General features: G+C 47.4%; 23 protein-coding genes. 12 read left to right on the top strand and 11 right to left on the bottom strand.

The window, feature by feature from the left end; all coding sequences use genetic code 11:
* Positions 1-185: 185 nt before the first annotated feature.
* Complete coding sequence (locus DFP81_RS00765) at positions 186-1,046, top strand: TraB/GumN family protein (RefSeq protein WP_115895856.1); 861 nt, start codon at positions 186-188, stop codon at positions 1,044-1,046.
* A gap of 28 nt (positions 1,047-1,074) precedes the next feature.
* On the opposite strand, the gene DFP81_RS00770 is transcribed toward DFP81_RS00765, so the two are convergent.
* Positions 1,075-1,272, bottom strand: a complete 198-nt coding sequence (locus DFP81_RS00770; RefSeq protein ID WP_115895857.1) for a CPXCG motif-containing cysteine-rich protein — start codon at positions 1,270-1,272, stop codon at positions 1,075-1,077.
* A gap of 191 nt (positions 1,273-1,463) precedes the next feature.
* Between DFP81_RS00770 and DFP81_RS00775 the strand changes: the two genes are divergently transcribed.
* Positions 1,464-2,207, top strand: coding sequence for a class I SAM-dependent DNA methyltransferase (locus tag DFP81_RS00775; RefSeq protein ID WP_115895858.1), 744 nt, complete (start codon positions 1,464-1,466; stop codon positions 2,205-2,207).
* 55 nt (positions 2,208-2,262) lie between these two features.
* Here the strand turns inward: DFP81_RS00775 and DFP81_RS00780 are convergent, their stop codons facing one another.
* The 7 genes from DFP81_RS00780 to apbC form a co-directional block, all read right to left on the bottom strand.
* Positions 2,263-2,541 (bottom strand): hypothetical protein, encoded by a 279-nt coding sequence (locus DFP81_RS00780; RefSeq protein ID WP_115895859.1) that lies wholly within the window; start codon positions 2,539-2,541, stop codon positions 2,263-2,265.
* Between the two features lie 69 nt (positions 2,542-2,610).
* Complete coding sequence (locus DFP81_RS00785; protein WP_115895860.1) at positions 2,611-3,255, bottom strand: NAD-dependent epimerase/dehydratase family protein; 645 nt, start codon at positions 3,253-3,255, stop codon at positions 2,611-2,613.
* 118 nt (positions 3,256-3,373) lie between these two features.
* Positions 3,374-4,372 (bottom strand): branched-chain amino acid aminotransferase, encoded by a 999-nt coding sequence (locus tag DFP81_RS00790; RefSeq protein ID WP_115895861.1) that lies wholly within the window; start codon positions 4,370-4,372, stop codon positions 3,374-3,376.
* 212 nt (positions 4,373-4,584) lie between these two features.
* Positions 4,585-5,460, bottom strand: a complete 876-nt coding sequence (locus DFP81_RS00795) for a diguanylate cyclase domain-containing protein (RefSeq protein WP_115895862.1) — start codon at positions 5,458-5,460, stop codon at positions 4,585-4,587.
* 142 nt (positions 5,461-5,602) lie between these two features.
* A complete protein-coding gene (locus tag DFP81_RS00800) occupies positions 5,603-6,064 on the bottom strand; it encodes a hypothetical protein (RefSeq protein WP_115895863.1) in 462 nt (153 codons plus the stop codon).
* A gap of 240 nt (positions 6,065-6,304) precedes the next feature.
* On the bottom strand, positions 6,305-6,892 hold the full coding sequence (gene dcd / locus DFP81_RS00805) for a dCTP deaminase (RefSeq protein WP_115895864.1): 588 nt from the start codon (positions 6,890-6,892) through the stop codon (positions 6,305-6,307).
* A 9-nt stretch (positions 6,893-6,901) separates the two neighbouring features.
* The gene (apbC, locus tag DFP81_RS00810) at positions 6,902-7,972 is read right to left on the bottom strand and encodes an iron-sulfur cluster carrier protein ApbC (RefSeq protein ID WP_115896250.1); all 1,071 of its coding nucleotides are present in this window, start codon (positions 7,970-7,972) and stop codon (positions 6,902-6,904) included.
* Positions 7,973-8,287: 315 nt separating this feature from the next.
* Here apbC and metG point away from each other — a divergent pair, with 315 nt between their 5' ends.
* The 10 genes from metG (at position 8,288) to DFP81_RS00860 (ending at position 19,939) form a co-directional block, all read left to right on the top strand.
* Positions 8,288-10,339 (top strand): methionine--tRNA ligase, encoded by a 2,052-nt coding sequence (gene metG, locus DFP81_RS00815; RefSeq protein WP_115895865.1) that lies wholly within the window; start codon positions 8,288-8,290, stop codon positions 10,337-10,339.
* A gap of 239 nt (positions 10,340-10,578) precedes the next feature.
* Positions 10,579-11,160 carry an electron transport complex subunit RsxA gene (gene rsxA, locus DFP81_RS00820; protein WP_115895866.1) on the top strand — a complete coding sequence of 194 codons (582 nt, stop codon included), beginning with the start codon at positions 10,579-10,581 and terminating at the stop codon, positions 11,158-11,160.
* 8 nt (positions 11,161-11,168) lie between these two features.
* On the top strand, positions 11,169-11,765 hold the full coding sequence (gene rsxB, locus DFP81_RS00825) for an electron transport complex subunit RsxB (RefSeq protein ID WP_115895867.1): 597 nt from the start codon (positions 11,169-11,171) through the stop codon (positions 11,763-11,765).
* Complete coding sequence (rsxC, locus tag DFP81_RS00830) at positions 11,765-14,812, top strand: electron transport complex subunit RsxC (protein ID WP_115895868.1); 3,048 nt, start codon at positions 11,765-11,767, stop codon at positions 14,810-14,812. The genes rsxB and rsxC overlap by 1 nt, the downstream gene beginning before the upstream one ends.
* Positions 14,813-15,871, top strand: a complete 1,059-nt coding sequence (gene rsxD, locus DFP81_RS00835) for an electron transport complex subunit RsxD (protein ID WP_115895869.1) — start codon at positions 14,813-14,815, stop codon at positions 15,869-15,871.
* On the top strand, positions 15,871-16,488 hold the full coding sequence (gene rsxG, locus DFP81_RS00840; protein ID WP_115895870.1) for an electron transport complex subunit RsxG: 618 nt from the start codon (positions 15,871-15,873) through the stop codon (positions 16,486-16,488). The genes rsxD and rsxG overlap by 1 nt, the downstream gene beginning before the upstream one ends.
* Before the next feature lie 9 nt (positions 16,489-16,497).
* Positions 16,498-17,262 (top strand): electron transport complex subunit E, encoded by a 765-nt coding sequence (locus DFP81_RS00845; RefSeq protein WP_115895871.1) that lies wholly within the window; start codon positions 16,498-16,500, stop codon positions 17,260-17,262.
* Between the two features lie 40 nt (positions 17,263-17,302).
* The gene (gene nth, locus DFP81_RS00850; protein WP_115895872.1) at positions 17,303-17,938 is read left to right on the top strand and encodes an endonuclease III; all 636 of its coding nucleotides are present in this window, start codon (positions 17,303-17,305) and stop codon (positions 17,936-17,938) included.
* A gap of 135 nt (positions 17,939-18,073) precedes the next feature.
* Positions 18,074-19,411: an omega-aminotransferase AptA gene (gene aptA, locus DFP81_RS00855; RefSeq protein ID WP_115895873.1), complete on the top strand. Its 1,338-nt coding sequence runs from the start codon at positions 18,074-18,076 to the stop codon at positions 19,409-19,411.
* A gap of 207 nt (positions 19,412-19,618) precedes the next feature.
* Positions 19,619-19,939: a hypothetical protein gene (locus tag DFP81_RS00860; protein ID WP_115895874.1), complete on the top strand. Its 321-nt coding sequence runs from the start codon at positions 19,619-19,621 to the stop codon at positions 19,937-19,939.
* An 81-nt stretch (positions 19,940-20,020) separates the two neighbouring features.
* On the opposite strand, the gene DFP81_RS00865 is transcribed toward DFP81_RS00860, so the two are convergent.
* The 3 genes from DFP81_RS00865 to DFP81_RS00875 are packed head-to-tail and all read right to left on the bottom strand — an operon-like array spanning position 20,021 to position 22,274.
* Positions 20,021-20,371, bottom strand: coding sequence for an RNA recognition motif domain-containing protein (locus DFP81_RS00865; RefSeq protein ID WP_342769957.1), 351 nt, complete (start codon positions 20,369-20,371; stop codon positions 20,021-20,023).
* Positions 20,372-20,399: 28 nt separating this feature from the next.
* Positions 20,400-21,341 (bottom strand): nucleoside hydrolase, encoded by a 942-nt coding sequence (locus DFP81_RS00870; protein WP_115895875.1) that lies wholly within the window; start codon positions 21,339-21,341, stop codon positions 20,400-20,402.
* A gap of 21 nt (positions 21,342-21,362) precedes the next feature.
* Positions 21,363-22,274 carry a ribokinase gene (locus DFP81_RS00875; protein ID WP_115895876.1) on the bottom strand — a complete coding sequence of 304 codons (912 nt, stop codon included), beginning with the start codon at positions 22,272-22,274 and terminating at the stop codon, positions 21,363-21,365.
* Positions 22,275-22,319: the final 45 nt, after the last annotated feature.

The following is a 22,319-nucleotide window of genomic DNA, read 5'->3' on the forward strand; positions in this document are numbered from 1 at the left end:
AAAAATAGACCTTAAGGAAACGAAGCGAGGAATAAAAAAGACGCAATCAAAAAGCATAAATCATACCACTGTTTTGCGTAATTCCCAGTAATAAGGCAACACCTCGCATCTGCCGCACCGAGATTGCTCCAACGACACAATTCAAGCTATGCTGACTTTTTATGCCACTGTTACGAGTAAACAAGATGTCCTTTATTAAAAAATGTGGTTTAACGCTGTTCGCCGCAGCTGCATTCCAAAGCCAAGCGGCGTCAGTCTGGAAAGTCGCGTCTGGTAATCAGACCTTATTTCTAGGCGGCACTATTCATATTTTAAGCCCAGATGACTACCCTCTTCCTGCGGCCTACGATCAAGCTTACAACGCCTCAGACAAGGTGGTATTTGAAACCGATATCAGCGCCATCAATTCCCGTGAATTTCAACAAAAGCTGATCAACCAATTGTCATACCGAGATGGCACCACGATTGATCAAGTGCTCCAACCTGAGACTTACCAAGCACTGACTCACTTTCTCGAAGCACGCCATATTCCATTCAGCAAAATCGCACCGCTAAAACCCAGCCTCATCGCCATGACATTAAGCGTCATGGAATTACAATCGCTGGGCTTCACCAGCGAAGGGGTAGACCAATATTATGCCGCCAAAGCCACCATAGACCACAAACCTCAAGGCTGGCTTGAAGCACCTCAAGACCAAATCGATGTGCTAGAAAGTTTAGGCGAAGGGGACGAAAATGAAATGATGGCGTACTCTCTACAAGACATTGAAGACATGCCAAACACAGTAGATACACTCAGACAAAGCTGGCGTGACGGCAATATGGTGGCCATGGCGGAAGCAACAATTACCGAGTTTAAGCAAGATTACCCCGACATATATCAGGCATTATTGGTCGAGCGAAACAACCTCTGGATGCCTCAAATTGAAACCATGCTAAAGGATGACAGCACCGAATTTATTATGGTCGGTGCCATGCACCTTGCTGGCCCCGATGGCATATTAGCCAGACTGGCAGCACGCGGTTACCAAATAGAAAAACTCTAACTTGCTCTAATCTGATCAGAAAGCGAGGCTAAAACGTTTCGTTTTCTGAGCGCACCAACACTCTGGGGCTCCCCTCTCGCTCTGAATCCACATAGAAAACAATAGGCTGGCAACAGACTTGGCAGTCTTCTATGTACTCTTGCGACTCTTCCAAGAGCTCCACACTTACGCTCTCTCTTTCGCCACAATAAGGGCATACAATGTCTATTTCGAGCAAATCATTCATCTGTCTGTCCTCGTCTTCGACTGGGTTTTGTTCACTGCTGTCACTACCCTAACACCTGCGCTTGGCTGGCCTGAATACAAACAGCAAACAAGCTGTCTTTTACCTTCGCAAAAGCCCGCTATTGATATATGATGCGCCCCTCATTTTTCATGCCATCTGCGGCTTTATAAGCCCAGCTCAACAAGGTCATTATGTCTTATAACGCGTTATACACGGATTTATCCGGCTACTATGATCTCATGTGCGCCGACATAGATTATCAAGGGCAAAGCAGCAGCGCCCATCGCCTGCATCAAATCTTTGGTAATAGCGGCAAACAGCATTTAGATCTGGCCTGTGGCACTGGCCCACACATTGCGCACTTGATCCAGCATGGGTTTCACAGCCAAGGCTTAGACATCAATCAACCTATGCTGGAAATTGCTCAGCAACGTTGCCCAGAAGCGCAATTTGCACAAGGCAATATGTGCGCCTTCCAGACCGATCAAAAATTCGACCTAATTACCTGTTTCTTATATTCCATTCACTACAGCGGCAGTATTGAAGAGCTAATTGGTTGCATTAAAAGCGCCCATCAAGCATTACAAAGTGGTGGCGTGTTTTACTTTAATGTCGTGGATAAAAACCACATTAATAACGAGCTATTTGCTAAACACAGCGTGTCACAGGGCGCTGACCTTTTTCAGTTTAGTTCAGCGTGGCATTATATTGGCGAGGGCGAAAAGCAAACCTTAAATGTAAGAATAGACAAAACCTGTGATCAGCAAACGCTCACATGGGAAGATGCACACCCCATGGTTGCATTGGACTTCGAACAGCTAAAAACGCTGCTCACACCGTATTTTGAGGTGCATGTATTTGAGCACAATTACGAACAAATTACGCCTTGGCAACAGGCCTCCGGCAACGCCATCTTTGTCTGCACCAAAGCCTAATAAAACGCCATAACAGTAAGCTATAAAGCATACCCCTAATTACTCACAAGGGGTATTACTTACTCTTCCAAATGGTGGCAACCGCCCGTTCACTGCCCAAAAAACCAACTATTCCACACACCAAGCCGACCCCTAAAAACACCACAATAGGGATAACTCCGCCCAGCTCAGAAAACTTCACCGACAAGGACAAAGAGGCTAACGACAGAGCGCAGAACAACAAGCCAATGACGATCAATATTTTGCGATGGGAACCTTTATAAACATAAGCCCCTTCTCCTTTTTCAAAAGGAGCAAGCACCAACCATAAACGCTTTCTTAATGCTTCTTTCATAGTATCCCCTAGAAAATACACACCGTTTACCACGGCAACAGTAATGAGGTGTCGCAGCCTGCCAACACCTCACACAAAAACGGCCTCTAAACTGTACTCTATCACACCGGTATTATCTAACTGGCTCACTTGCGCCATTTTTTGCGCCACCTCTGAGCCGCGAATCGGACGGTAGCGCTTTAAGCCTGGCACTCTGGCCAAGATGGGCAGACAATACGTGGCCAATGTCTCAGCTAACCGAAACTCCTCACGCTCACCAAGCAATAGCGAGGGGCGAAAAATACTGATGCAAGAAAAGGGCAGCGCCTTTACCTTACTTTCTAATTCACCTTTCATGGCTAAATAAGCACTTTTACTCTTGGCGTTGGCGCCACTTGAAGAGACCAAAAGATAATGACAGACCCCTTGCTTAAGCGCGAGCTTTGCCGCACACAATTGATAATCAAGATCCACTTTTCGCTGCGCCTGAAGCGAACCTGCCTGTTTCAATGTGGAGCCCAAACACGAGAATAAAAAGTCCGCTTTAAAAAGATTTTCAGAGGCTTCAAGGTGATCAAAATCCACTTGATGGTTGTCTACTTTAGCTGCGGAATGTGGTGCGGGACAGCGCGTAAGGGTCACTACCCTATCAATCGACGCCATGCCCACTAACTGATCCACCAAAGCGCGACCCACCAAGCCTGTCGCGCCAATAACAACGGCTGTTTTCCCCATACCTTACGCCTTTCAATTGGTCTCGTTCAATTTATGCCATGGGCTGACAATACGCCAACAAAAAAAGGCCAGAGACACAGCCTCTAGCCTTTTTATAACACGAATCTAACGGTGCTAGTTAAGCGATTTTTGTTAACCAATTATGCGTGTCTGGCGCATTACCCCATTGAATATCATTCAATGCTTTACGCAGCTTTTCAACCACTGGCCCAGGCTCACCAGAACCCACCTTGATGTCTTCACCGTTATGGATAAAGGTGCCCACAGAGGTCAGTACCGCCGCAGTACCAGACAAGGCCGCTTCAACACCCGGTTTCGCAGCACGCTCTAACAACTCAGTTACCGTAATGTCTCGCTCACTTACGGTCATACCAAGGTCCGCCGCCAAAGTAAGCACAGAAGAACGTGTCACCCCGTGTAAGAAACTAGAATCCAATGCTTTGGTAATGATTTCATTACCATCGATCAACAAGAAGTTAGCGGCGCCCGTTTCTTGCACATCGCCATTCGGACAGAACAAAATTTGGTCAGCTTGCAATTCTGCTTTGGCTTTCATCGTGGGGCCCAATGCACTGGCATAGTTACCACCGCTCTTGATCATTCCCATGTGCGGTGCACAGCGCATGCCGGTCTCATCCAACAATAAACGCAATGCTTTCACACCACCGGTAAAGTAATCCCCTACTGGTGACAATAAAACATACATCATAGAGGACAAGCTTGGCGCAGCCGCTTTACCAATCGCCGCTTCTGTTCCTATGTGTGTTGGACGGATATATAAAGACCCTGGTGGCGCTGGCACTTCGTCTGTGTATTCAGCCACAGCGTCTACGATCATTTGTGACAGCTGCTCTTGGTCAACCGTTGGCAATGCCAATAGTTCGCTGCTTTGTGCAAAACGTTTAACGTTTTGATCCATTCGAAAAACGTGCACACTTCCGTCCGCATGGCGAAATGCTTTTAACCCTTCAAAACAAGTACTTGAGTAATGAAGAACATGAGCACCAGGATGTAACTGAATGCTATCTGCAGGTACTAGTTCTGCTTTACTCCACTGATTATTGTCAAATGTCGCCAATGCCATCTTAGGCAAAAACACGCTACCAAAAGCCGCCATTATTATGTCCTATTAAGTCAGATGTATACGATCCAATATCGCTGTGATGAACGGGCGATTGACGCTTAAAAGAAAAAGAGTCTGCCCTATAGTAGATGATAGTAAATCAGATTAGTGCAGCAAGAAAGCAAATCAGAATTGACAAGCCACCTAGAGATCAGATTTTCAGTATTTTTGCGTAATTGATTAAAAAACGCGCTACCTTAAAGCCATTATAAAGCAAACTCCGAAATCTGGTTACCGCCTGCATTCTTAGCTTGGTACATAGCGTGGTCAGCGCGCTGAATCAAGGTCAGTACATCGTTCGCATGATCAGGATAATGGGCAATGCCGATACTGGCGGTAATCTTGAGTTCAATGCCATCAATAAGATACCCCTTACCAATGTCTCGACAAATTTTACATGCCACATTATAAGCGTCTTCAAACGCCGCAATATTGTTTAACAGGATTAAAAACTCATCTCCACCTTGTCGCGCAGCACTATCAGAATCTCGTATGCTCCCGGCCAGCCTTTTAGCAACCGCCTGTAGTAGCTGATCACCTATCCCATGGCCATATTGGTCATTAATCTCTTTAAAGCAATCAAGATCAATAAACAGCAAAGACAAGATACTGGATTCGCGGCGCGCTCTGCTGAGGCCGGTTTGCAAGCGATCCAAAAATAACGAACGATTAGGCAAGTCCGTTAACGGGTCATGACGCGCCATTCTTTCTAGCCGCGCTTCCATTTTCTTACGCTCAGTAATATCGTGCGCCACGGCAATACGGTACTGGTGCTTTTCAGACCATCGTGCCGACCATAACACATGCACAACACGGCCACTTTTATGCACCCAGCGATTCTCAAACCTAGGCTTAAGCTCACCCTCTAATAGGTTTTCAACCACTTGATGGGTTTTTTCTACGTCTTCGGGCAGAATCATAATATCCATTGGCTGACCAATCACTTCACTGGGAGCATAGCCAAATATCCGCTCAAAGGCGGCACTGACAAACACAAAATTGCCTTCACGATCGACCACACAAACGGCGTCTAACATCAGCTCTAAAACATCAGAAAGATGAACCAAGTCATTACTTTTCATAGTGCAAAGCCCCTCTAAGGTAACACCATAATCAACCAAACAATTAAGTCTAAATGCTTGTTTCTACTGGATCTAAGTTAATAATAGAGTGGTTTTTAATATTTTGTCTGTCGAAAACAAAAAAACATTACTAAAAAATACACTACTCGCTTTTAGGGACCGAAGTATTCTCCTCATCATCTGGCAGCTCATAATAAATAGCTTGGCCAGTCACCTTCGCCTTTGGCAAAGAAAAGCCAGACCCTATGGAGGTACCAACACCGCCACTGCCTAAAGACAGCCCTAACCCTGTTCCCAAATGCTCAAAAGAGCTTTCTGAAACCTGATCCAATATCACGCCATTGGCGCCAATCTTAGCGGCTTGCTCTTTGAGCTCAACTTTGGCTTTTTCCAACCTAGCGTCATCAGAAAAGCCTTTTTCACTGGTGGCTTTCACGGTACCAATCACCTGATAAGAGAACGTCGGTTTATGGGAAAAAAGCGCCACTTGTTCAGGGTCAATTTCAGGGCGCTTTTCGCCGGTTAATTGATACGAACCGGACGCACAACCGTACAAAAACAAACTAAAGAAGACGAGTAAAACAGACGTGGAGGCTTTTAACATAATCACTCTCATGGGGGACGTTAAAACCGTAATAGAATCTTACAGTCAGTGGTAAGACGCTAACGAAACACTCATATGAAGATATACCAGTTTGCCCTAAGACTCCAAAAAAACGCCGTGAAAAAACGCCCCACTTGCTTTATCTTGCCGCTTTACTCACGTACTAGACAGAACATTTGCTCAAGCCCTAAACATAAAAAAAGAGGCCGCCGCCTCTTTTTTATCCAATCACCTCATCAATCAGCTTTTATCACCGGATATACGGCTTCCTACCGCCGACGTTTGGTTCTTGTACTTCGCATTATCTCGCTTGTTATAAGGACGCTCAGCAGAGCCAGACATGGTTTCAAAGTTAATCGCTCCGATGGTCATGCCTGGGCTCAGCGCAATCGGCAGTTTGCCACCGTTTAGAAATTCCAAAACAATGCCGCCGCTCCAGCCTGGATCGATCCGGTGTGCTGTCACGTGCACCATCAACCCAAGGCGCGCTAAAGAAGAACGACCGTCTAACCAACCCACCAAGTCGTCTGGCAAGGTCACTGACTCTTTCGTCACGCCTAACACCAACTCACCAGGATGAATGAAAAATGGCTGACCATCATCAACCAAAATTTCATCACTCATCACCGACTCAATCACCTTGCTCAGATCGGCTTTCGAGCTACTAAGATCCAAATATGGCGCAGGATGCCCCTGAAACACACGAAAGGAATTCCCTAATCGAAGATCCACGGAGACGCCGCTAATCACGCTATTATCTGGGCGAGGCTCTATGATGATGCTACCTTCGTCTAAGGCTTTAATGATATCTCGGTCACACAAACGCATTTCTATTCCTTAATCATCACTCATGCCAATGGTCGGCATGGTAAACTGGTTGTCTTGTTGGGACGCAAGAGTAGCACCAAGCTTACGCGCAATCGACTGATAAATGTCGGCCGCGTCACTTTCTGGCTCGCTCACCACTACTGGTGTGCCCGCATCGCTCTGTTTACGTATCGCCAAACTTAGAGGCAGCTTACCCAATACATCTACTTTATATTCAGCGGCCAGACTGTCCCCCCCTTGGTCACCAAAAATGGCCTCTTGATGACCACAGTTAGAACAAATGTGTGTCGACATGTTTTCGACCACACCCAATACAGGGATTTTCACCTTATTGAACATTTCAATACCACGACGGGCATCCAACAAAGCAATATCTTGCGGCGTGGTGACAATCACAGAGCCAGCAACGGGCACTTTTTGCGCTAAGGTCAGCTGAATATCTCCCGTGCCTGGTGGCATATCAATAAATAAATAATCCAGATCGTTCCAATCGGTTTGCGTCAAAATCTGCATCATCGCCCCTGTCACCATAGGCCCCCGCCATGCAACCGGTGTGTCTTTGGTCGTCAAAAACGCCATCGACATGACTTGCACGCCATGTGCCATCGGCGGAATAAAGATTTTTTCATCACGCACTTGCGGGCGAGTGCCGTCCGCAAACCCCATCATCATGCCTTGGCTTGGGCCATAGATATCCGCATCCAAAATCCCCACGCGCGCACCTTCCTTCGCCATGGCCAGCGCTAAGTTAACCGTGGTGGTTGATTTGCCCACTCCGCCTTTGCCAGATGCCACCGCAATAATATTCTTTACCCCAGTTAAGCCTGGGATATCACCTTGCGTTGCTTGGCTTTCTACTTGGTGCTCGATATCAAGCAACAGGTCTCTAGGATCTGCCAAGCTATCTTTAATGCGTGCACTGAGTGCAGCGTGCTCTGCTTGTGCTGGGTAGGCCAAGTTCAATGACAAATGAATACGATTTGAGTCACTGGTTACCTGCCAGACAGCCCCATAGGCCTGACCAGTATTTTGATCGATAAGGGTTTCTAACTGAGCCTGTATTTGAGCATCGGTGTGCATCTCTTTCTCCAACAAAGTACGTTCTTTGTCCATCAGATCACCAAACCGGCAAACTGAACGAACAAGAGCGTCTTTAAATAAGTCGTTGTTATGAAAATTTCTAGAATCTGTGCCAAGTGTGGGGGCAAAATGCAGAAAAGCAAGTCAAGCTATTGCACACAACCGAGGGGCTCTTATAATTACGCGCACTATTTCGTTATCAATAGGCAGGCCCTTTTATCCTACTTCGGCTTAGGCGTTAAACCGCACTGTATCCAGCGCAGCCTTCCTATTGATAGAATACTCGACCTTTTGACTCCAGCAGGCTTATCACTAATGGCACAAACGCAACGCAAAATTTTAGTTACCAGCGCCCTTCCCTATGCAAATGGACCGATCCATTTAGGGCATATGCTGGAACACATTCAAACCGACATCTGGGTGCGTTTTCAGAAACTTCGCGGGCACCTTTGTAGCGCTGTTTGTGCTGACGATGCACACGGCACAGCCATCATGATCAAAGCCGACCAACAAGGCATTACCTCAGAAGAGTTAATCGACGGCGTGCGCAAAGCCCACATGGCGGACTTTAACGATTTCTTGATTGGCTATGACAACTACCATTCAACGCATTCAGAAGAAAATCGTGAAATTTCAAACCATATTTATAAGTTGCTACGTGACAACGACAAAATAGCGGTTCGTTCTATCGTACAAGCCTACGACCCTGAAAAAGAAATGTTCCTCGCCGATCGTTTTATCAAAGGCACCTGCCCTAAGTGTAAAGCAGAAGACCAATACGGTGACAACTGTGAAGTCTGCGCCGCGACGTACACACCAATGGAAATGATCGACCCTCGCTCGGTGTATTCCGGTGCTACGCCAGTGGAAAAAGAATCTGAACATTACTTTTTCAAACTGCCAGACTTCCAAGACTTCTTGGCGAAATGGACACGCAGCGGCACACTACAAGACCAGGTTGCAAACAAGTTAGCAGAATGGTTAGAGTCTGGTTTAAAAGAGTGGGATATCAGCCGTGATGCGCCTTACTTTGGCTTTGAGATCCCAGACGCACCAGGCAAATACTTCTATGTATGGCTGGACGCCCCAATCGGCTACATGGCGAGCTTCAAAAACCTATGTGATCGCACCGAAGGCTTAAACTTCGACGATTATTGGGCAAAAGACTCTGACGCTGAGCTTTACCACTTTATCGGTAAAGACATCATCAACTTCCACGCCCTGTTCTGGCCAGCTATGTTGGAATGCGCGGGTTACCGCACACCAACCGGCGTCAATGCCCACGGCTATGTGACCGTTGATGGCACTAAGATGTCAAAATCCCGTGGCACCTTTATTATGGCGCGTACTTATCTAAACCATTTAGATCCTCAGTACTTGCGCTACTACTTTGCCGCGAAACTGAACTCAAGCGTCGATGACATCGACCTAAACCTGCAAGACTTCGTGCAACGGGTAAACTCAGACGTAGTCGGCAAAGTGGTTAACATCGCCAGCCGTACCGCCAGCTTTATCAACAAGAAGTTTGACGGACAATTAGCAAGCGAGGTTACTGAAGCGGAGATGATTCAATCTTTCATTGACGCTGGCGACCTGATTGCTGAGCACTTTGAAGCCCGTGAATACGGCAAAGCAGTGCGTGAAATCATGCGCCTTGCGGATGTGGCCAACACCTACATCGCTGATAAAGCCCCTTGGGTATTAGCGAAAAACGAAGAGACACTGCCACAAGTACAAGAAGTCTGCACGGTTGCCCTGAACTTGTTCAGCATCCTTGCCACTTACTTAAAACCTATCCTGCCAAACATGGTGGCGGACGCTGAAACCTTCCTTGGCAAAACACTTACCTGGGAAAACCGCAGCGAACTATTGTTTGGCGGCAAGGTAAATACCTTCAAAGCCCTAATGGGCCGCATCGACCAAAAACAAATCGATGCCATGATTGAAGAAGGCAAAGAAGCGGCGGCCGAAGCAGCCAAAGCGAACGAGCCCGCAGCCGTGGTTGCTGAAGAAACGGAACTCACTAAAGAGCCTTTGGAAGCAGAAATCAATTTTGATGACTTTGCTAAAGTGGATCTGCGCATTGCACTCATTGCGCAAGCAGAGCACGTAGAAAAAGCCAATAAACTGCTAAAATTGACCCTAGACCTTGGTGGTGAAACCCGTACCGTGTTCTCAGGCATTAAATCGGCTTACAAGCCAGAAGATTTAGTCGGCAAATTAACCGTGATGGTGGCTAACCTAGCACCACGCAAAATGAAATTTGGCCTATCTGAAGGCATGGTACTGGCAGCAGGACCTGGCAAAGATGAAATCTACTTGTTAGAACCTCATGCTGGCGCCAAACCTGGCCAGCGAGTGATGTAAAAGCACTTATCTAAAAGCATCACAACTGGCTCTACATAAGCGCAGCCAGTTGTGATTTTTCGCTTTATAAAGTGAGCTTATATAATCATAGCTTATTATCTATATTCTAAATTACACTAACTGAAGTGAATGTTTAGTCTTGTTAGTTATAAGCAGCTTGGTATAGTTACCGTCGCGCCTGATACTCGCTTCAGGCGTTTCAACTTCTGTGAATTCATCGATTATATTTTGGACGTGAGATGACTGATTATCTCTTGATACTGGTCAGCACCATACTGGTTAACAACTTCGTATTGGTACAATTTTTGGGCCTTTGCCCTTTTATGGGCGTCTCTAGCAAGCTAGAAACTTCTATAGGTATGGCCTTAGCCACTACTTTTGTTTTAACCCTGTCTAGCCTTTGTAGCTATCTCACTTACAACTATATTCTGCAGCCTTTTGGCTTGGAATATTTAAAAACCATTTCCTTCATTCTAGTGATTGCGGTGGTGGTTCAATTTACCGAAATGGTGGTTCATAAAACCAGCCCCATTCTTTATCGTGTGCTGGGGATTTTCTTACCCCTGATCACCACAAACTGTGCCGTATTGGGTGTTGCTTTGCAGAACACCAGTAAGCAAAACGGTTTTGTAGAGTCCATTTTATACGGCTTCGGTGCCGCTGTGGGCTTCTCCTTTGTGTTGATTCTTTTCTCTGCCATGCGTGAGCGTATAAATGTTGCCGATGTACCCAGTGTCTTTAAGGGCTCTGCGATTGGCATGATTACCGCTGGCCTGATGGCTTTAGCCTTCATGGGCTTCACCGGCCTAGTACAAATTTAGGAGCCATTATGCTGACCGTCTTAGTCGCTGTCGGGATCTTATTGGTCCTTTCATTAATTTTTGGTGCCATCTTAGGTTACGCCAATGTGCGCTTCCATGTAGAAGGCGACCCGATTGTTGATCAGATCGACGCTATCTTGCCACAAACCCAATGTGGTCAATGTGGCCACCCTGGCTGTCGCCCTTATGCTGAGGCGATTTCCAATGGTGAAGCGATCAACCATTGCCCTCCTGGTGGTCAAGCCACCATTCAAGCTCTTGCAGACTTACTAGATGTGGAAGCCATTCCGCTGGATGGCGACCATGGTGCAGAAACCGCAAAACGTGTAGCTGTAATCCGTGAAGACGAATGCATTGGCTGCACTAAATGCATTCAAGCCTGCCCTGTGGACGCCATTCTTGGTGCCGCAAAACAGATGCACACGGTCATTTCTGATGAATGCACTGGCTGTGATTTATGTGTAGAACCTTGCCCTGTAGATTGTATTGATATGGTAGAAGTAGGCGTCACCTCAAGAACCTGGTCTTGGGACAAACCCCAAGGTATTGCCGCACAACCTGGCAGCATTATTGCTACTGATCGCCAAGCGGAGGTCATGCACTAATGCAAACAGCAAGCGTTTTTTCTTTTCATGGCGGCATTCATCCACCGGAAAACAAAGCTCAATCACTGCGCTTACCTTTAGGTCGCCCAAGCCTGCCAACTGAGCTGGTACTGCCGCTTGGCCAACACATAGGTCAAAGCTCACGCCCACTTGTTAACGTGGGTGATAAAGTTTTAAAAGGTCAAACGATCGCCATCAACAATGGCTTTCTAAGCAGCTTTTTGCACGCCCCGACCTCAGGCACGATCAAAGCCATCGAAGCGCGCCCTATTGCTCACCCGTCGGGTCTAAGTGACAGTTGCATCATCATTACTCCTGACGGTGAAGAACAGTGGACCGAGTTGAGCCCATTACAAGATTGGAACAGCCTAAGCAAAACCGATGTATTGGCGTATTTGGCTGAAATGGGCATAGTCGGCATGGGGGGCGCAGGCTTCCCAACCCAAGTAAAATTACAAGGTGCTCACAAACACCCGCTGACCCACTTTATTATCAACGCTGCTGAGTGTGAACCTTACATCACCGCAGATGATATGTTGATCCGCGAAAAAACCATTGAGCTGGTACTTGGCATAGAAGCCCTGCAACATCTTGTGGAAGCAGAACAAGTGATCATCGGCATTGAAGACAACAAACCTACTGCCATCGCTGCCCTGAACAAAGTCCTCAGTGAGCGCATGAGCAACATCCAAGTGGCGGTGGTACCGACTAAATACCCGTCTGGTGGCGAAAAACAACTTATTCAGCTACTTACGGGTCAAGAAGTGCCGAGCGGCCAATACCCTGCTGATATTGGCGTGCTATGTCAGAACGTCGGTACCTGTGTTGCCGTACACGACGCCATCTTCCTAGGCAAGCCACTCATCTCGCGTTTTACCACGTTAACAGGCGATGCTTTAAAAGCGCCGCAAAACGTAGAAGTGTTACTTGGCACGCCAATTAACCATCTATTGGATTACGCTGAAAACGACAACAAAAAACTTAAACGCCTTGTTATGGGCGGCCCTATGATGGGCTTCACCCTTGACTCAGCCAATGTTCCGATAGTTAAAACCAGTAACTGTGTTCTTGCCGCCAGCAAAAAAGAATTACCACAACCTGCGCCAGAACAAGCCTGCATTCGTTGTGGCATGTGTGAACAAGCCTGTCCTGCTAGCCTGCTACCACAACAATTACTTTGGTTTAGTAAAAGCCAAGAGCTGGAAAAAGCAGAACACTACAACCTGTTCGATTGCATCGAATGTGGCGCTTGCTCCTATGTCTGCCCAAGCAGTATTCCCTTGGTGCAGTACTACCGCCACACTAAGAGCAGCATTCGTGAAGCCCGTGAAGCAGCAGTCAAGTCTGACTTAGCCAAACAGCGTTTTGAAGCCCGTAAAGCGCGCCAAGAAGCCGAAGCGGCCGAGAAAGAAGCGAAACGTATCGCGCGTCAAAAAGCCTCGGCGAGCAAAACTGGCGAAACGAAAAAAGCGGCGCCAAAAGCCGCACCAGCGGCGACCCCAAGCGCAAACGACGATGCTAAAAAACTAAAAGTTGATCTGGCGATTGCTAAGACCAAACTGAAAAAATTACAAAAACAACTACTTGAAGCACAAGAAAACGAACACACAGAAGAAATAAACACGCTTCAACTACAAACCAACGAGCAAGAAAAAGCGCTTGCCTTGCTAGAAGAACAACTGGCAAAAGCCAACGCTGCTGCTCCAGCAGAGGCGCCAAAAGCGCCCGCCAACGAAGAACTGAAAAAAGCCAAAGTGGACGTCGCCCTCAGTGGTACCAAACTGAAAAAGGCCCAAAAACAACTGGCTGACGCACCAGACGACGCCGAGTTGCAGAAAAAAGTAGCAGGCTTCGAAAAAGAATTGGCCGACGCACAAACTAGGCTCAATACTCTTTCCAGCGCCGCACCAAGTGCTGCTGCGCCAAAAGCGGCCGTCAGTGATGAGCTGAAAAAAGCCAAAGTGGATGTCGCTCTCAGTGGCACCAAGCTGAAAAAGGCCCAAAAACAACTGGCTGACGCACCAGACGACGCCGAGTTGCAGAAAAAAGTAGCTGGCTTCGAAAAAGAATTGGCCGACGCACAAACTAGGCTCAATACTCTTTCCAGCGCCGCACCAAGTGCTGCTGCGCCAAAAGCGGCCGTCAGTGATGAGCTGAAAAAAGCCAAAGTCGATGTAGCCTTATTGGGCGTGAAATTAAAGAAAGCGCAAAAACAACTGGCGGAAGCCCCTGAAGACAGTGACCTGCAAAGCAAAGTCGCTAGCTTTGAAAAAGAGCTGGGTGAAGCGCAAGCTCGCTTAACTCAAATGACGCCACAAAGCGCAGCGCCTCAAGCCGCAGCGAACGGCAATAGCGAAGACGCACTTAAAAAACTTAAGATCGATACCGCCATTGCCAAAGCCGCGGTAAAGAAAGTCGAAAAAGCGCTGAAAAAGGCCGAAGATCTAAATTCGCCTGAGCTAGAAACCATTCGCCAACAACTAGAAGAAGCGAAGAAACGCGCCGAAGAGTTGGAAAAAGCCTTAGCCAATCCGAGCGCAGGGGCAACAACAGCCGCCACTAATGAGGTAGCACAACCCCAACCAACAAGTGGCGATAAACAGCGTAAAATTGATCTTGCCATTGCCAAAGCCGCGGTCAAAAAAGCGGAAAAAGGCATACTAGCCTTACAACAGCAAGGCCAAGACCAAGCGCAAATCGATGCTTCTGGGCTGCCTGCTAAACTGGCTGCGGCACAAGCAAAGTTAGCGGACTTAGAAGGCATGACAAACTCAGTAAACGTCGAGCCTGTAGTAAACAAGCCGGCCGCTACTGAAAGCGCATCGCAAGCGGAGCAAATTAAACAGCAAAAAATTGCCGCCGCCTTAGCAAAAGCGCAAATCAATAAGCTGACCAAGCGTTTAGCTGATTCACCGCAAGACGCGGACAACATTCAGCAAGAAATTAACGCTGCCAAGCAAAAGCAACAAGAGGCTGAAACTCAATTGACTGAATTGCAATTGGCTCAGCGCACTCCTTCGCAAGATAACACGCAAGAGAATCGTTAGATGGCATTATTGAGGATTACATCCCCCCACACACAACGCGCAGGACGACGCACTTCTTGGGTCATGCTCATGGTCATGCTCGCCACCGTTCCAGGCATTGCCGTGCAAACCTGGCTGTTCGGCTGGGGCACCCTTATCAATATCGCGATAGCAGGCATTGCGGCACTTTTATCGGAAGCCTTAATTTTGTCGATACGACGTCGCTCTGTGGCGTTTTTCCTAAAGGATTACAGCGCCCTGCTCACCGCAGTATTGCTCGGTATCGCGCTACCACCTACCGTGGCATGGTGGGTAACCGTGACGGCGGTGGCTTTCGCGATTATTTTTGCCAAGCAACTCTATGGCGGATTAGGCAACAACCCTTTCAACCCAGCGATGGTGGGTTACGCGATTGTACTGGTGTCTTTTCCGGTTCCCATGACCCAATGGGTCGGCGCCCATGAATTACTCGCATCTGGCGCTGTGCCAACATTTAGTCAGAGTTTACAAGCCATTTTCCAGCACCTGCCAAACATTGACAGCTACACCATGGCAACCCCGCTTGATGGCTTTAAACACAAGAATGAACTCAGCAGTGCCGCTGCCTTCAGCAGTATCGATGCCCTGCAATTACCTAGCCTAAGCAGCTGGTTGTGGATTAATGGCGCCTACTTATTAGGCGGCTTGATGCTAGTTTGGTTACGAGTCATCACCTGGCATACACCGGCAGCACTGTTGGCCGCTTTAGCGCTAATGGCTGGCGTTTTTTACCTGTTCGACCCAGCTCACGCAGCCAGCCCTTGGTTTCACCTAACCACAGGTGCGGCCATGTTTGGTGCCTTCTTTATTGCGACTGACCCTGTGTCTTCTTGCACCAGTAACCGTGGAAAATTAGTTTATGGCGCAGGCATCGGTATTTTAATTTATATTATTCGCACTTGGGGCGGTTACCCTGATGGCGTTGCTTTTGGTGTGCTATTAATGAACTTTGCTGCCCCACTGATCGACTACTACACCCAACCACGAACCTATGGCCACCAAAAAGCCAAAAAAGGGTTGAAAATTGGGGAGGATAATTAATGGATTTACTCGCCTCCATCCGACGTAACAGTATTGGCTTGGGTATCTTTGCGGTACTGACCGCAGGACTGATTGCCACCATTCACCTGGTGACAGAACAAACCATTAAAGACAATGTGATTGCGGCACAGGTCGCCGCATTTAATGAAATATTGCCGCCAGATCTATACGACAACGATCTCACGCAATCGACCGCGATGATCCCAGCTGACCCATTATTAGGCAGTGTAGAAGCCTCCAAAATCTACATTGCACGAAAAAACGGTGAAGTAAGCGCGATCATTTTCGATACCATTGCCCCAGGTGGCTACAATGGCAGCCTTGGCTTATTGGTTGCGATCAATAAAGACGGCGTCGTAACAGGGACACGGGTGATTAGCCAACAAGAAACCCCAGGCCTTGGTGATAAAGTTGATATCAAAAAATCCAAATGGATTCTCGAGTTCAACAATCGCTCCATTGGAAACCCTGATCTTGCGGGCTGGAACGTGAAAAAAGACGGTGGCGTATTTGACCAATTTACCGGTGCCACTATCACCCCCCGTGCCGTGGTAAAAGGCGTTCGTCATACGCTTATTTACTTCAATAAACACAAAGACTCGCTGCTAGCGCGTTAGGATATCGTCATGAGCACAGAAGATACATTAACCAGCGAAAACCCGCAGGAATCAGCACCTAGTGCCAATTATTCTGAGATCATTTACAACGGTCTCTGGAAAAACAACCCTGCCCTAGTTCAACTTCTTGGCCTTTGTCCTATGCTGGCGGTGACCAGCACAGTGGTTAACGCCTTGGGTCTTGGCTTGGCCACCATGGTGGTATTAATGGGCTCCAACGTGGCGGTATCTTTGATACGTAATTACGTTGCCGATGCCGTGCGCCTGCCAGCATTTGTGATGATTATCGCCTCTTTTACTACCTGTATTGAATTAATCATGCAGGCCTATACCTATGAGCTGTACCAGATTCTTGGAATTTTCATTCCTTTGATTGTGACCAACTGTGCCATTCTTGGCCGTGCGGATGCGTTTGCCAGTCGTAACCCAGTTTTGCCTTCTGCTTTAGATGGCATGATGATGGGACTTGGCTTTACTGTCATTTTGGTGGTGCTAGGTGGCATGCGTGAATTAATCGGCCAAGGCACTCTATTTTCAGACATGCAGTTACTGTTTGGCGACATGGCACTGCACTGGAAGCTGGTCGTCTTTGCTAATTACCCAGACGTGCTTTTTGCTATGCTACCGCCCGGTGCTTTTATTGGCCTTGGCCTTCTTATCGCCCTGAAAAACTTCATGGACGAACGCGAACAGAAACGTCTCGCCGCGCAAAAAGCACAACAAGGCCCGGCAGAGTCTAAACGTGTTCGAGTGACGGGCCAAACGGCATCTTAATTTAAAATAACCCAGTGTGTAGACCAACTAGAGGCGAATTGTGAATAAAGAAAAACGCTACGAGATCTTTTCTCGCTTACGAGCAGAAAACCCCAATCCCGTGACGGAACTGGAATACAATTCGCCTTTTGAACTGCTCATAGCAGTGCTGTTTTCTGCGCAAGCCACCGACGTGAGCGTAAACAAAGCCACCCGCAAACTCTTTCCGGTGGCCAATACCCCTGAAAGCATGTTGGAACTAGGCGTCGATGGCCTCAAGAGTTATATCAAAACCATCGGCCTATTTAACGCCAAAGCAGAAAACGCGATCAAAACCTGTCGCATTCTAGTGGAGCAACACAACAGTGTCGTACCGGACACCCGAGAAGCACTAGAAGCCTTACCTGGTGTAGGCCGAAAAACCGCTAACGTAGTACTCAATACGGCGTTTCGGCAAGTCGCCATGGCCGTCGACACCCACATTTTTCGCTTTAGCAATCGCACCAAGGTGGCACCGGGTAAAAACGTTTTAGAAGTGGAACAAAAACTGCTGAAATTTGTCCCGAAAGAATTCCTGCTGGACGCCCATCACTGGATGATTTTGCACGGTCGTTATATTTGTGTTGCCAGAAAGCCTAAATGCAATGCCTGCATTATCGAAGATCTCTGTGAGTTCAAACAAAAAACTTCGGACTGATTAGCCTTTCCCCTCATCACTTTAGTTAACCAAACACTAAAGTATGATTAATGAACATCAAATTTATTAAAACTTTCCTTAACGGCATTCTCTCTTTAATGATGTGTTTTTAATCCCATTGAAGAGAGGACTGCTATGAGCCATATTGCGAAAACCCGACTCACTCAAGCGCAACTTGATGCCCACTGGATGGCTTATTCAGGTAATCGCCAATTTAAAGCAGATCCTCGCTTGATCGTCTCTGCCGAAGGCAAATACTACACGGACCTAGATGGTCGTAAAATTTTTGATGGATTATCAGGCTTATGGACATGCGGCCTAGGACACAGTGTCCCCAGTATAAATGAAGCGGTAGCTAAGCAAGTTAAAACCCTAGACTACTCACCAGCGTTTCAATATGGCCACGAAAAATCTTTTGAATTGGCCGAGAAAATCACTCAATTCATGCCAGCAGAATTAAACCGTGTGTTTTTCACCGGATCTGGCTCTGAATCCGTTGATACCGCTCTGAAAATCGCTCGTGCCTATTGGCGTAAGAAAGGCAAAGGCACCAAGGTTAAATTTATCGGACGCGCTAAAGGCTACCACGGCGCCAGTGTTTCCGGCTTTAGTGTGGGGGGGATTCCTGCCAACCGAACACTTTATGGGCAAGGACTGGAGTCTTATCATTTACCACACACTCAAGTGCCTGGCACTGAGTTTACCAAAGGCATGGCAGAGCAAGGCAAAGAGCGCGCAGAAGACCTTGTTAACCTCATCACCATGCACGATGCCTCAAACATTGCCGCCGTGATCGTAGAGCCAATGTCAGGTTCAGCTGGCGTCATTGTGCCACCGCAAGGCTATTTACAACGACTACGAGAGATCTGCGACCAACATGACATATTACTGATTTTTGATGAGGTGATTACAGGCTTTGGTCGCATGGGTGCCAAAACTGGCGCCGAGGCGTTTGACGTTACACCCGATGTGATTACGCTTGCTAAACAGGTGACCAATGGCGTGATTCCTATGGGTGCAGCGGTCTTTAAACAAGAAATCTACGATACCTTCATGGAACAAGGCGGCCCAGATTATATGCTCGAAGTGCCTCATGGATACACTTATTCTGCTCACCCTATTGCGTGTGCGGCAGGTTTGGCATCTCTCGAAGAAATCCAACAACAAAACTTGGTAGAACGAGTGAAAGAAATGAGCCCCATATGGCAAGACTGCGTACATCAACTAAGAAGCGTCAGCCCTATTATCAGTGACATTCGCAATTATGGGTTTGCCGCTGGGCTCACCATAGCGCCAGTGGACAACGAGCCTGCTAAGCGCCCTTTCCAGATCGCTATGTCCATGTGGGATAAAGGCTACTATGTGCGTTATGGTGCCGACACCATTCAATTGGCGCCGCCATTTACCACAGAGAAATCTGAAATGGACAGTCTTATCAATGCCTTAGGAGACGCCCTCCAAGAGCAACACTAACACGATAGGGCACTGTCATTAGGTTCTTTACTGCATTTTTGCCGCAGTAAAGAACCCGCTGTTTGCACGACAATGCATTAAACAACCCCTCATCACGACTTGCATCAATTTTCCTAATATCTGACCTGTTCTAACCTCTTGTTTTCCCTATAATAGCGAACCATAACATTTTGCTTCAGCGATATCTGAAACGGACAAGAGATAACAATGAAAACCCTATCCCATGTACGCTGCTTCTGGTCTGGCGATTTATATCTAACTAATGGCGTAGTGATGCCAATCCGCTGCACGCATATTTCTAACCAAACAGTTGAGGTGGACGCGCCTTTAGGTTTACAAGGCTCCAAAATGGTGAAATTAGAATTAAACGCCATTCATGAAGGCAACACAGCACGCTTGAAGTGCTTAGCCGACCCACTTATGGATGTGTTTAACGAGCATAACAAACACTACATTAAGCTCCGCTTTCATACTATCTCCAAGCAAGACCGCCACTTTATCGAAAGCTTTGTCGCCGCACACGAATAACCTAAAAGGGGCGTTTAACCAAGATTCAATTTGATTAACCGCCCCTTTTTTCAAGCTCAACTCAACCGACTGCTGCCCAGCTTACTTTTCTGCTTTGTCTTCGGCTTTTTTCACACGGATTTTATTGCCATCTAAGTCCATGCCATTGAGTGCTTTAATCGCAACTTTTACTTCGCCTACTTTAGGCATTTCAACAAAGGCAAAACCTTTGGATTCACCGGTTTCTTTGTCCAACACCAAGTTACAAGACTGCAAGGTGCCATGGGCGGAAAACAGCCTATGAAGCTCTTCTTCTGTGGTATTTCGCGCCAAGTTTCGTACTAAAATTTTCATATCATTCTCGTCTTTAAGTAATCGTTTTTCCAATGACGCAAGATTAACACGCCAGAGAGAAGAGCGAGCAATAAAAAAGGCATGAGAAGCGCTTCCCATGCCTTTTTCTTATTCTTTGTCGCCTTCTTTATGAAAGCGTGGTTTCAAACAGCTTAAGCAGACGCTCACTGTCTACTTCCATGCAAACTTGCGTCATTGGCACATCGTTCCAATGGGGCTCTGGGAATTCCATTCCCTGAGGCGCAAAAATAGTTTGCCCAATACCAATGCCTTCACACGCAACGCGTACTGCACCAAGCTCAACACCAAAAATACTTGGGTCCATAGCATAAGCAATGGTCGATGCATCGTGGAAGTAACAGCCATTCATATCAAAGCGGCTGCTGTAAAAATTAATGTAATGTTGGGCGCAGTCATAGAGGAAACCACCTTCTTCAGGGTTGGCCTGCTTAATACGCTCTAATACTGTGTTATCTAGCAACACTTGGTGGGTCACATCAAGGCCAATCATGGTTACCTGCCAAGGCGCGGTAAAGACAGCGTCGGCGGCGTGTGGATCGTTCATAATGTTGGCTTCTGCCACCGGCGATACGTTTCCGTATTCAATGGCGGTCCCCCCCATCAGAATAACTTCATCAACAAGGTTCGCCACTTCAGGGTCAAGTTCAAGGACTTTGGCCAAGTTACCAAGTGGTCCCAAAGCAATGATAGTCACTTCACCTGGGTACTCGCGTACCGTATCGACGATAAACTGGGCCGCACTTTTCTCAATCGCTTTGCCCTTTGGTGCCGGCCAGTTAATGTTACCAAAACCGTCGGCGCCATGAACAAAATCCGGATGCGGACGTGGCGCAATCGAAAACGGCACCGCCACCCCTTGGGCAACAGGCACATCGACGTTAGCGATTTCTGTCAGGGTAATGGCGTTTTGTGTGGCCAATTCTACCGGCACATTACCAAAAGTAGTTGTTAGCCCCAACACATCTAATTGTGGCGCTTGAAAGGCAAAAAAGATCGCCATAGCATCATCGATGCCGGGATCTGTATCAATAATAATTTTACGAGCCATATTCGACTTCCTCTTTATAAACTAAGCCTGTTTGGCTAAAAATTCGGTAACCTCAGCGCGACTAGGTATGGCCGACGCGGCACCCATTTTTGTGACACACAGCGCAGAAGCTGCGCACGCACGTCGAAGGGCAAGGGTCATGTCTTCGTCATTCATCAATGAAGACAAACAATAACCAATAAAGGTGTCCCCTGCTGCAGTCGTATCAACGGCTTCAACCGAGAAAGCCTCAACAAAAAGACTCTCAACGCTGACCCCCGCTTGCTGTTTAGGAAAGTAGCGAACCCCGGCTTTACCCAAAGTCATTAACACAGACAAGTCTGGGTATGCGTTAGGCAGCATTTTACTGGCGCTTTCTACATCACTTACCCCAAGCAAATCCATTGCTTCTACTTCATTGACTATCAACAGATCGACCCAGGGAAGCACTTTCTTGGTCAGCTCTGCATCCATCGGGGCTGGGTTAAAAGCAACCTTCACACCATGGGCTTGGGCCTGCTCCATGGTGTATTCGATGAGGTTGGTTTCATTTTGCAATAGCACCCAATCGCCGTCATTGGCCTGAGCCAATACCCCATCTACCTGTGCTTCTGTCAGGGCGTGATTCGCCCCTTGATATAGGATAATGGCGTTCTCAGCCGCCTTATTCAATTGGATGATAGCATGCCCTGTCGGCACCTCTAAACGGGCAATTAACTGGGTATCCACCCCCAACTCTGTCAGCTGATCCAACACCGCTTGGTCACTATGGTGTATTGCCCCAACGTGCTTAACATCAGCCCCCGCTTTGGCCAAAGCCACAGATTGATTGGCGCCTTTTCCGCCTAACAAACACTGATAATTTTGCGAGGCCATGGTTTCACCTGGACGCACGAAATGATCCACTTGATAAAGGTGATCAAGATTGATCGAACCAAGGTTATAAATCGTCATAATTACTCTTCTTTTAAGGTCACGCTCACAGGGCATTTTGACTGC

The sequence above is a fragment of the Marinomonas pollencensis genome (genome assembly GCF_003387375.1).
Classification (GTDB): domain Bacteria; phylum Pseudomonadota; class Gammaproteobacteria; order Pseudomonadales; family Marinomonadaceae; genus Marinomonas; species Marinomonas pollencensis.

Excerpts from the sequence above, each read along its gene's own strand:
- DFP81_RS00770 (WP_115895857.1), bottom strand. The coding sequence starts at position 1,272 with ATGAATGATTTGCTCGAAATAGACATTGTATGCCCTTATTGTGGCGAA.
- DFP81_RS00845 (WP_115895871.1), top strand. The coding sequence starts at position 16,498 with ATGAGCACAGAAGATACATTAACCAGCGAAAACCCGCAGGAATCAGCA.
- apbC (WP_115896250.1), bottom strand. The coding sequence starts at position 7,972 with ATGCACACCGATGCTCAAATACAGGCTCAGTTAGAAACCCTTATCGAT.
- aptA (WP_115895873.1), top strand. The coding sequence starts at position 18,074 with ATGAGCCATATTGCGAAAACCCGACTCACTCAAGCGCAACTTGATGCC.
- dcd (WP_115895864.1), bottom strand. The coding sequence starts at position 6,892 with ATGCGTTTGTGTGACCGAGATATCATTAAAGCCTTAGACGAAGGTAGC.
- DFP81_RS00785 (WP_115895860.1), bottom strand. The coding sequence starts at position 3,255 with ATGGGGAAAACAGCCGTTGTTATTGGCGCGACAGGCTTGGTGGGTCGC.
- DFP81_RS00865 (WP_342769957.1), bottom strand. The coding sequence starts at position 20,371 with ATGGGAAGCGCTTCTCATGCCTTTTTTATTGCTCGCTCTTCTCTCTGG.
- DFP81_RS00795 (WP_115895862.1), bottom strand. The coding sequence starts at position 5,460 with ATGAAAAGTAATGACTTGGTTCATCTTTCTGATGTTTTAGAGCTGATG.
- DFP81_RS00775 (WP_115895858.1), top strand. The coding sequence starts at position 1,464 with ATGTCTTATAACGCGTTATACACGGATTTATCCGGCTACTATGATCTC.
- DFP81_RS00780 (WP_115895859.1), bottom strand. The coding sequence starts at position 2,541 with ATGAAAGAAGCATTAAGAAAGCGTTTATGGTTGGTGCTTGCTCCTTTT.
- rsxD (WP_115895869.1), top strand. The coding sequence starts at position 14,813 with ATGGCATTATTGAGGATTACATCCCCCCACACACAACGCGCAGGACGA.
- DFP81_RS00790 (WP_115895861.1), bottom strand. The coding sequence starts at position 4,372 with ATGGCGGCTTTTGGTAGCGTGTTTTTGCCTAAGATGGCATTGGCGACA.
- DFP81_RS00875 (WP_115895876.1), bottom strand. The coding sequence starts at position 22,274 with ATGACGATTTATAACCTTGGTTCGATCAATCTTGATCACCTTTATCAA.
- rsxG (WP_115895870.1), top strand. The coding sequence starts at position 15,871 with ATGGATTTACTCGCCTCCATCCGACGTAACAGTATTGGCTTGGGTATC.
- DFP81_RS00870 (WP_115895875.1), bottom strand. The coding sequence starts at position 21,341 with ATGGCTCGTAAAATTATTATTGATACAGATCCCGGCATCGATGATGCT.
- rsxB (WP_115895867.1), top strand. The coding sequence starts at position 11,169 with ATGCTGACCGTCTTAGTCGCTGTCGGGATCTTATTGGTCCTTTCATTA.
- rsxA (WP_115895866.1), top strand. The coding sequence starts at position 10,579 with ATGACTGATTATCTCTTGATACTGGTCAGCACCATACTGGTTAACAAC.
- DFP81_RS00800 (WP_115895863.1), bottom strand. The coding sequence starts at position 6,064 with ATGTTAAAAGCCTCCACGTCTGTTTTACTCGTCTTCTTTAGTTTGTTT.
- DFP81_RS00860 (WP_115895874.1), top strand. The coding sequence starts at position 19,619 with ATGAAAACCCTATCCCATGTACGCTGCTTCTGGTCTGGCGATTTATAT.
- metG (WP_115895865.1), top strand. The coding sequence starts at position 8,288 with ATGGCACAAACGCAACGCAAAATTTTAGTTACCAGCGCCCTTCCCTAT.
- DFP81_RS00765 (WP_115895856.1), top strand. The coding sequence starts at position 186 with ATGTCCTTTATTAAAAAATGTGGTTTAACGCTGTTCGCCGCAGCTGCA.
- rsxC (WP_115895868.1), top strand. The coding sequence starts at position 11,765 with ATGCAAACAGCAAGCGTTTTTTCTTTTCATGGCGGCATTCATCCACCG.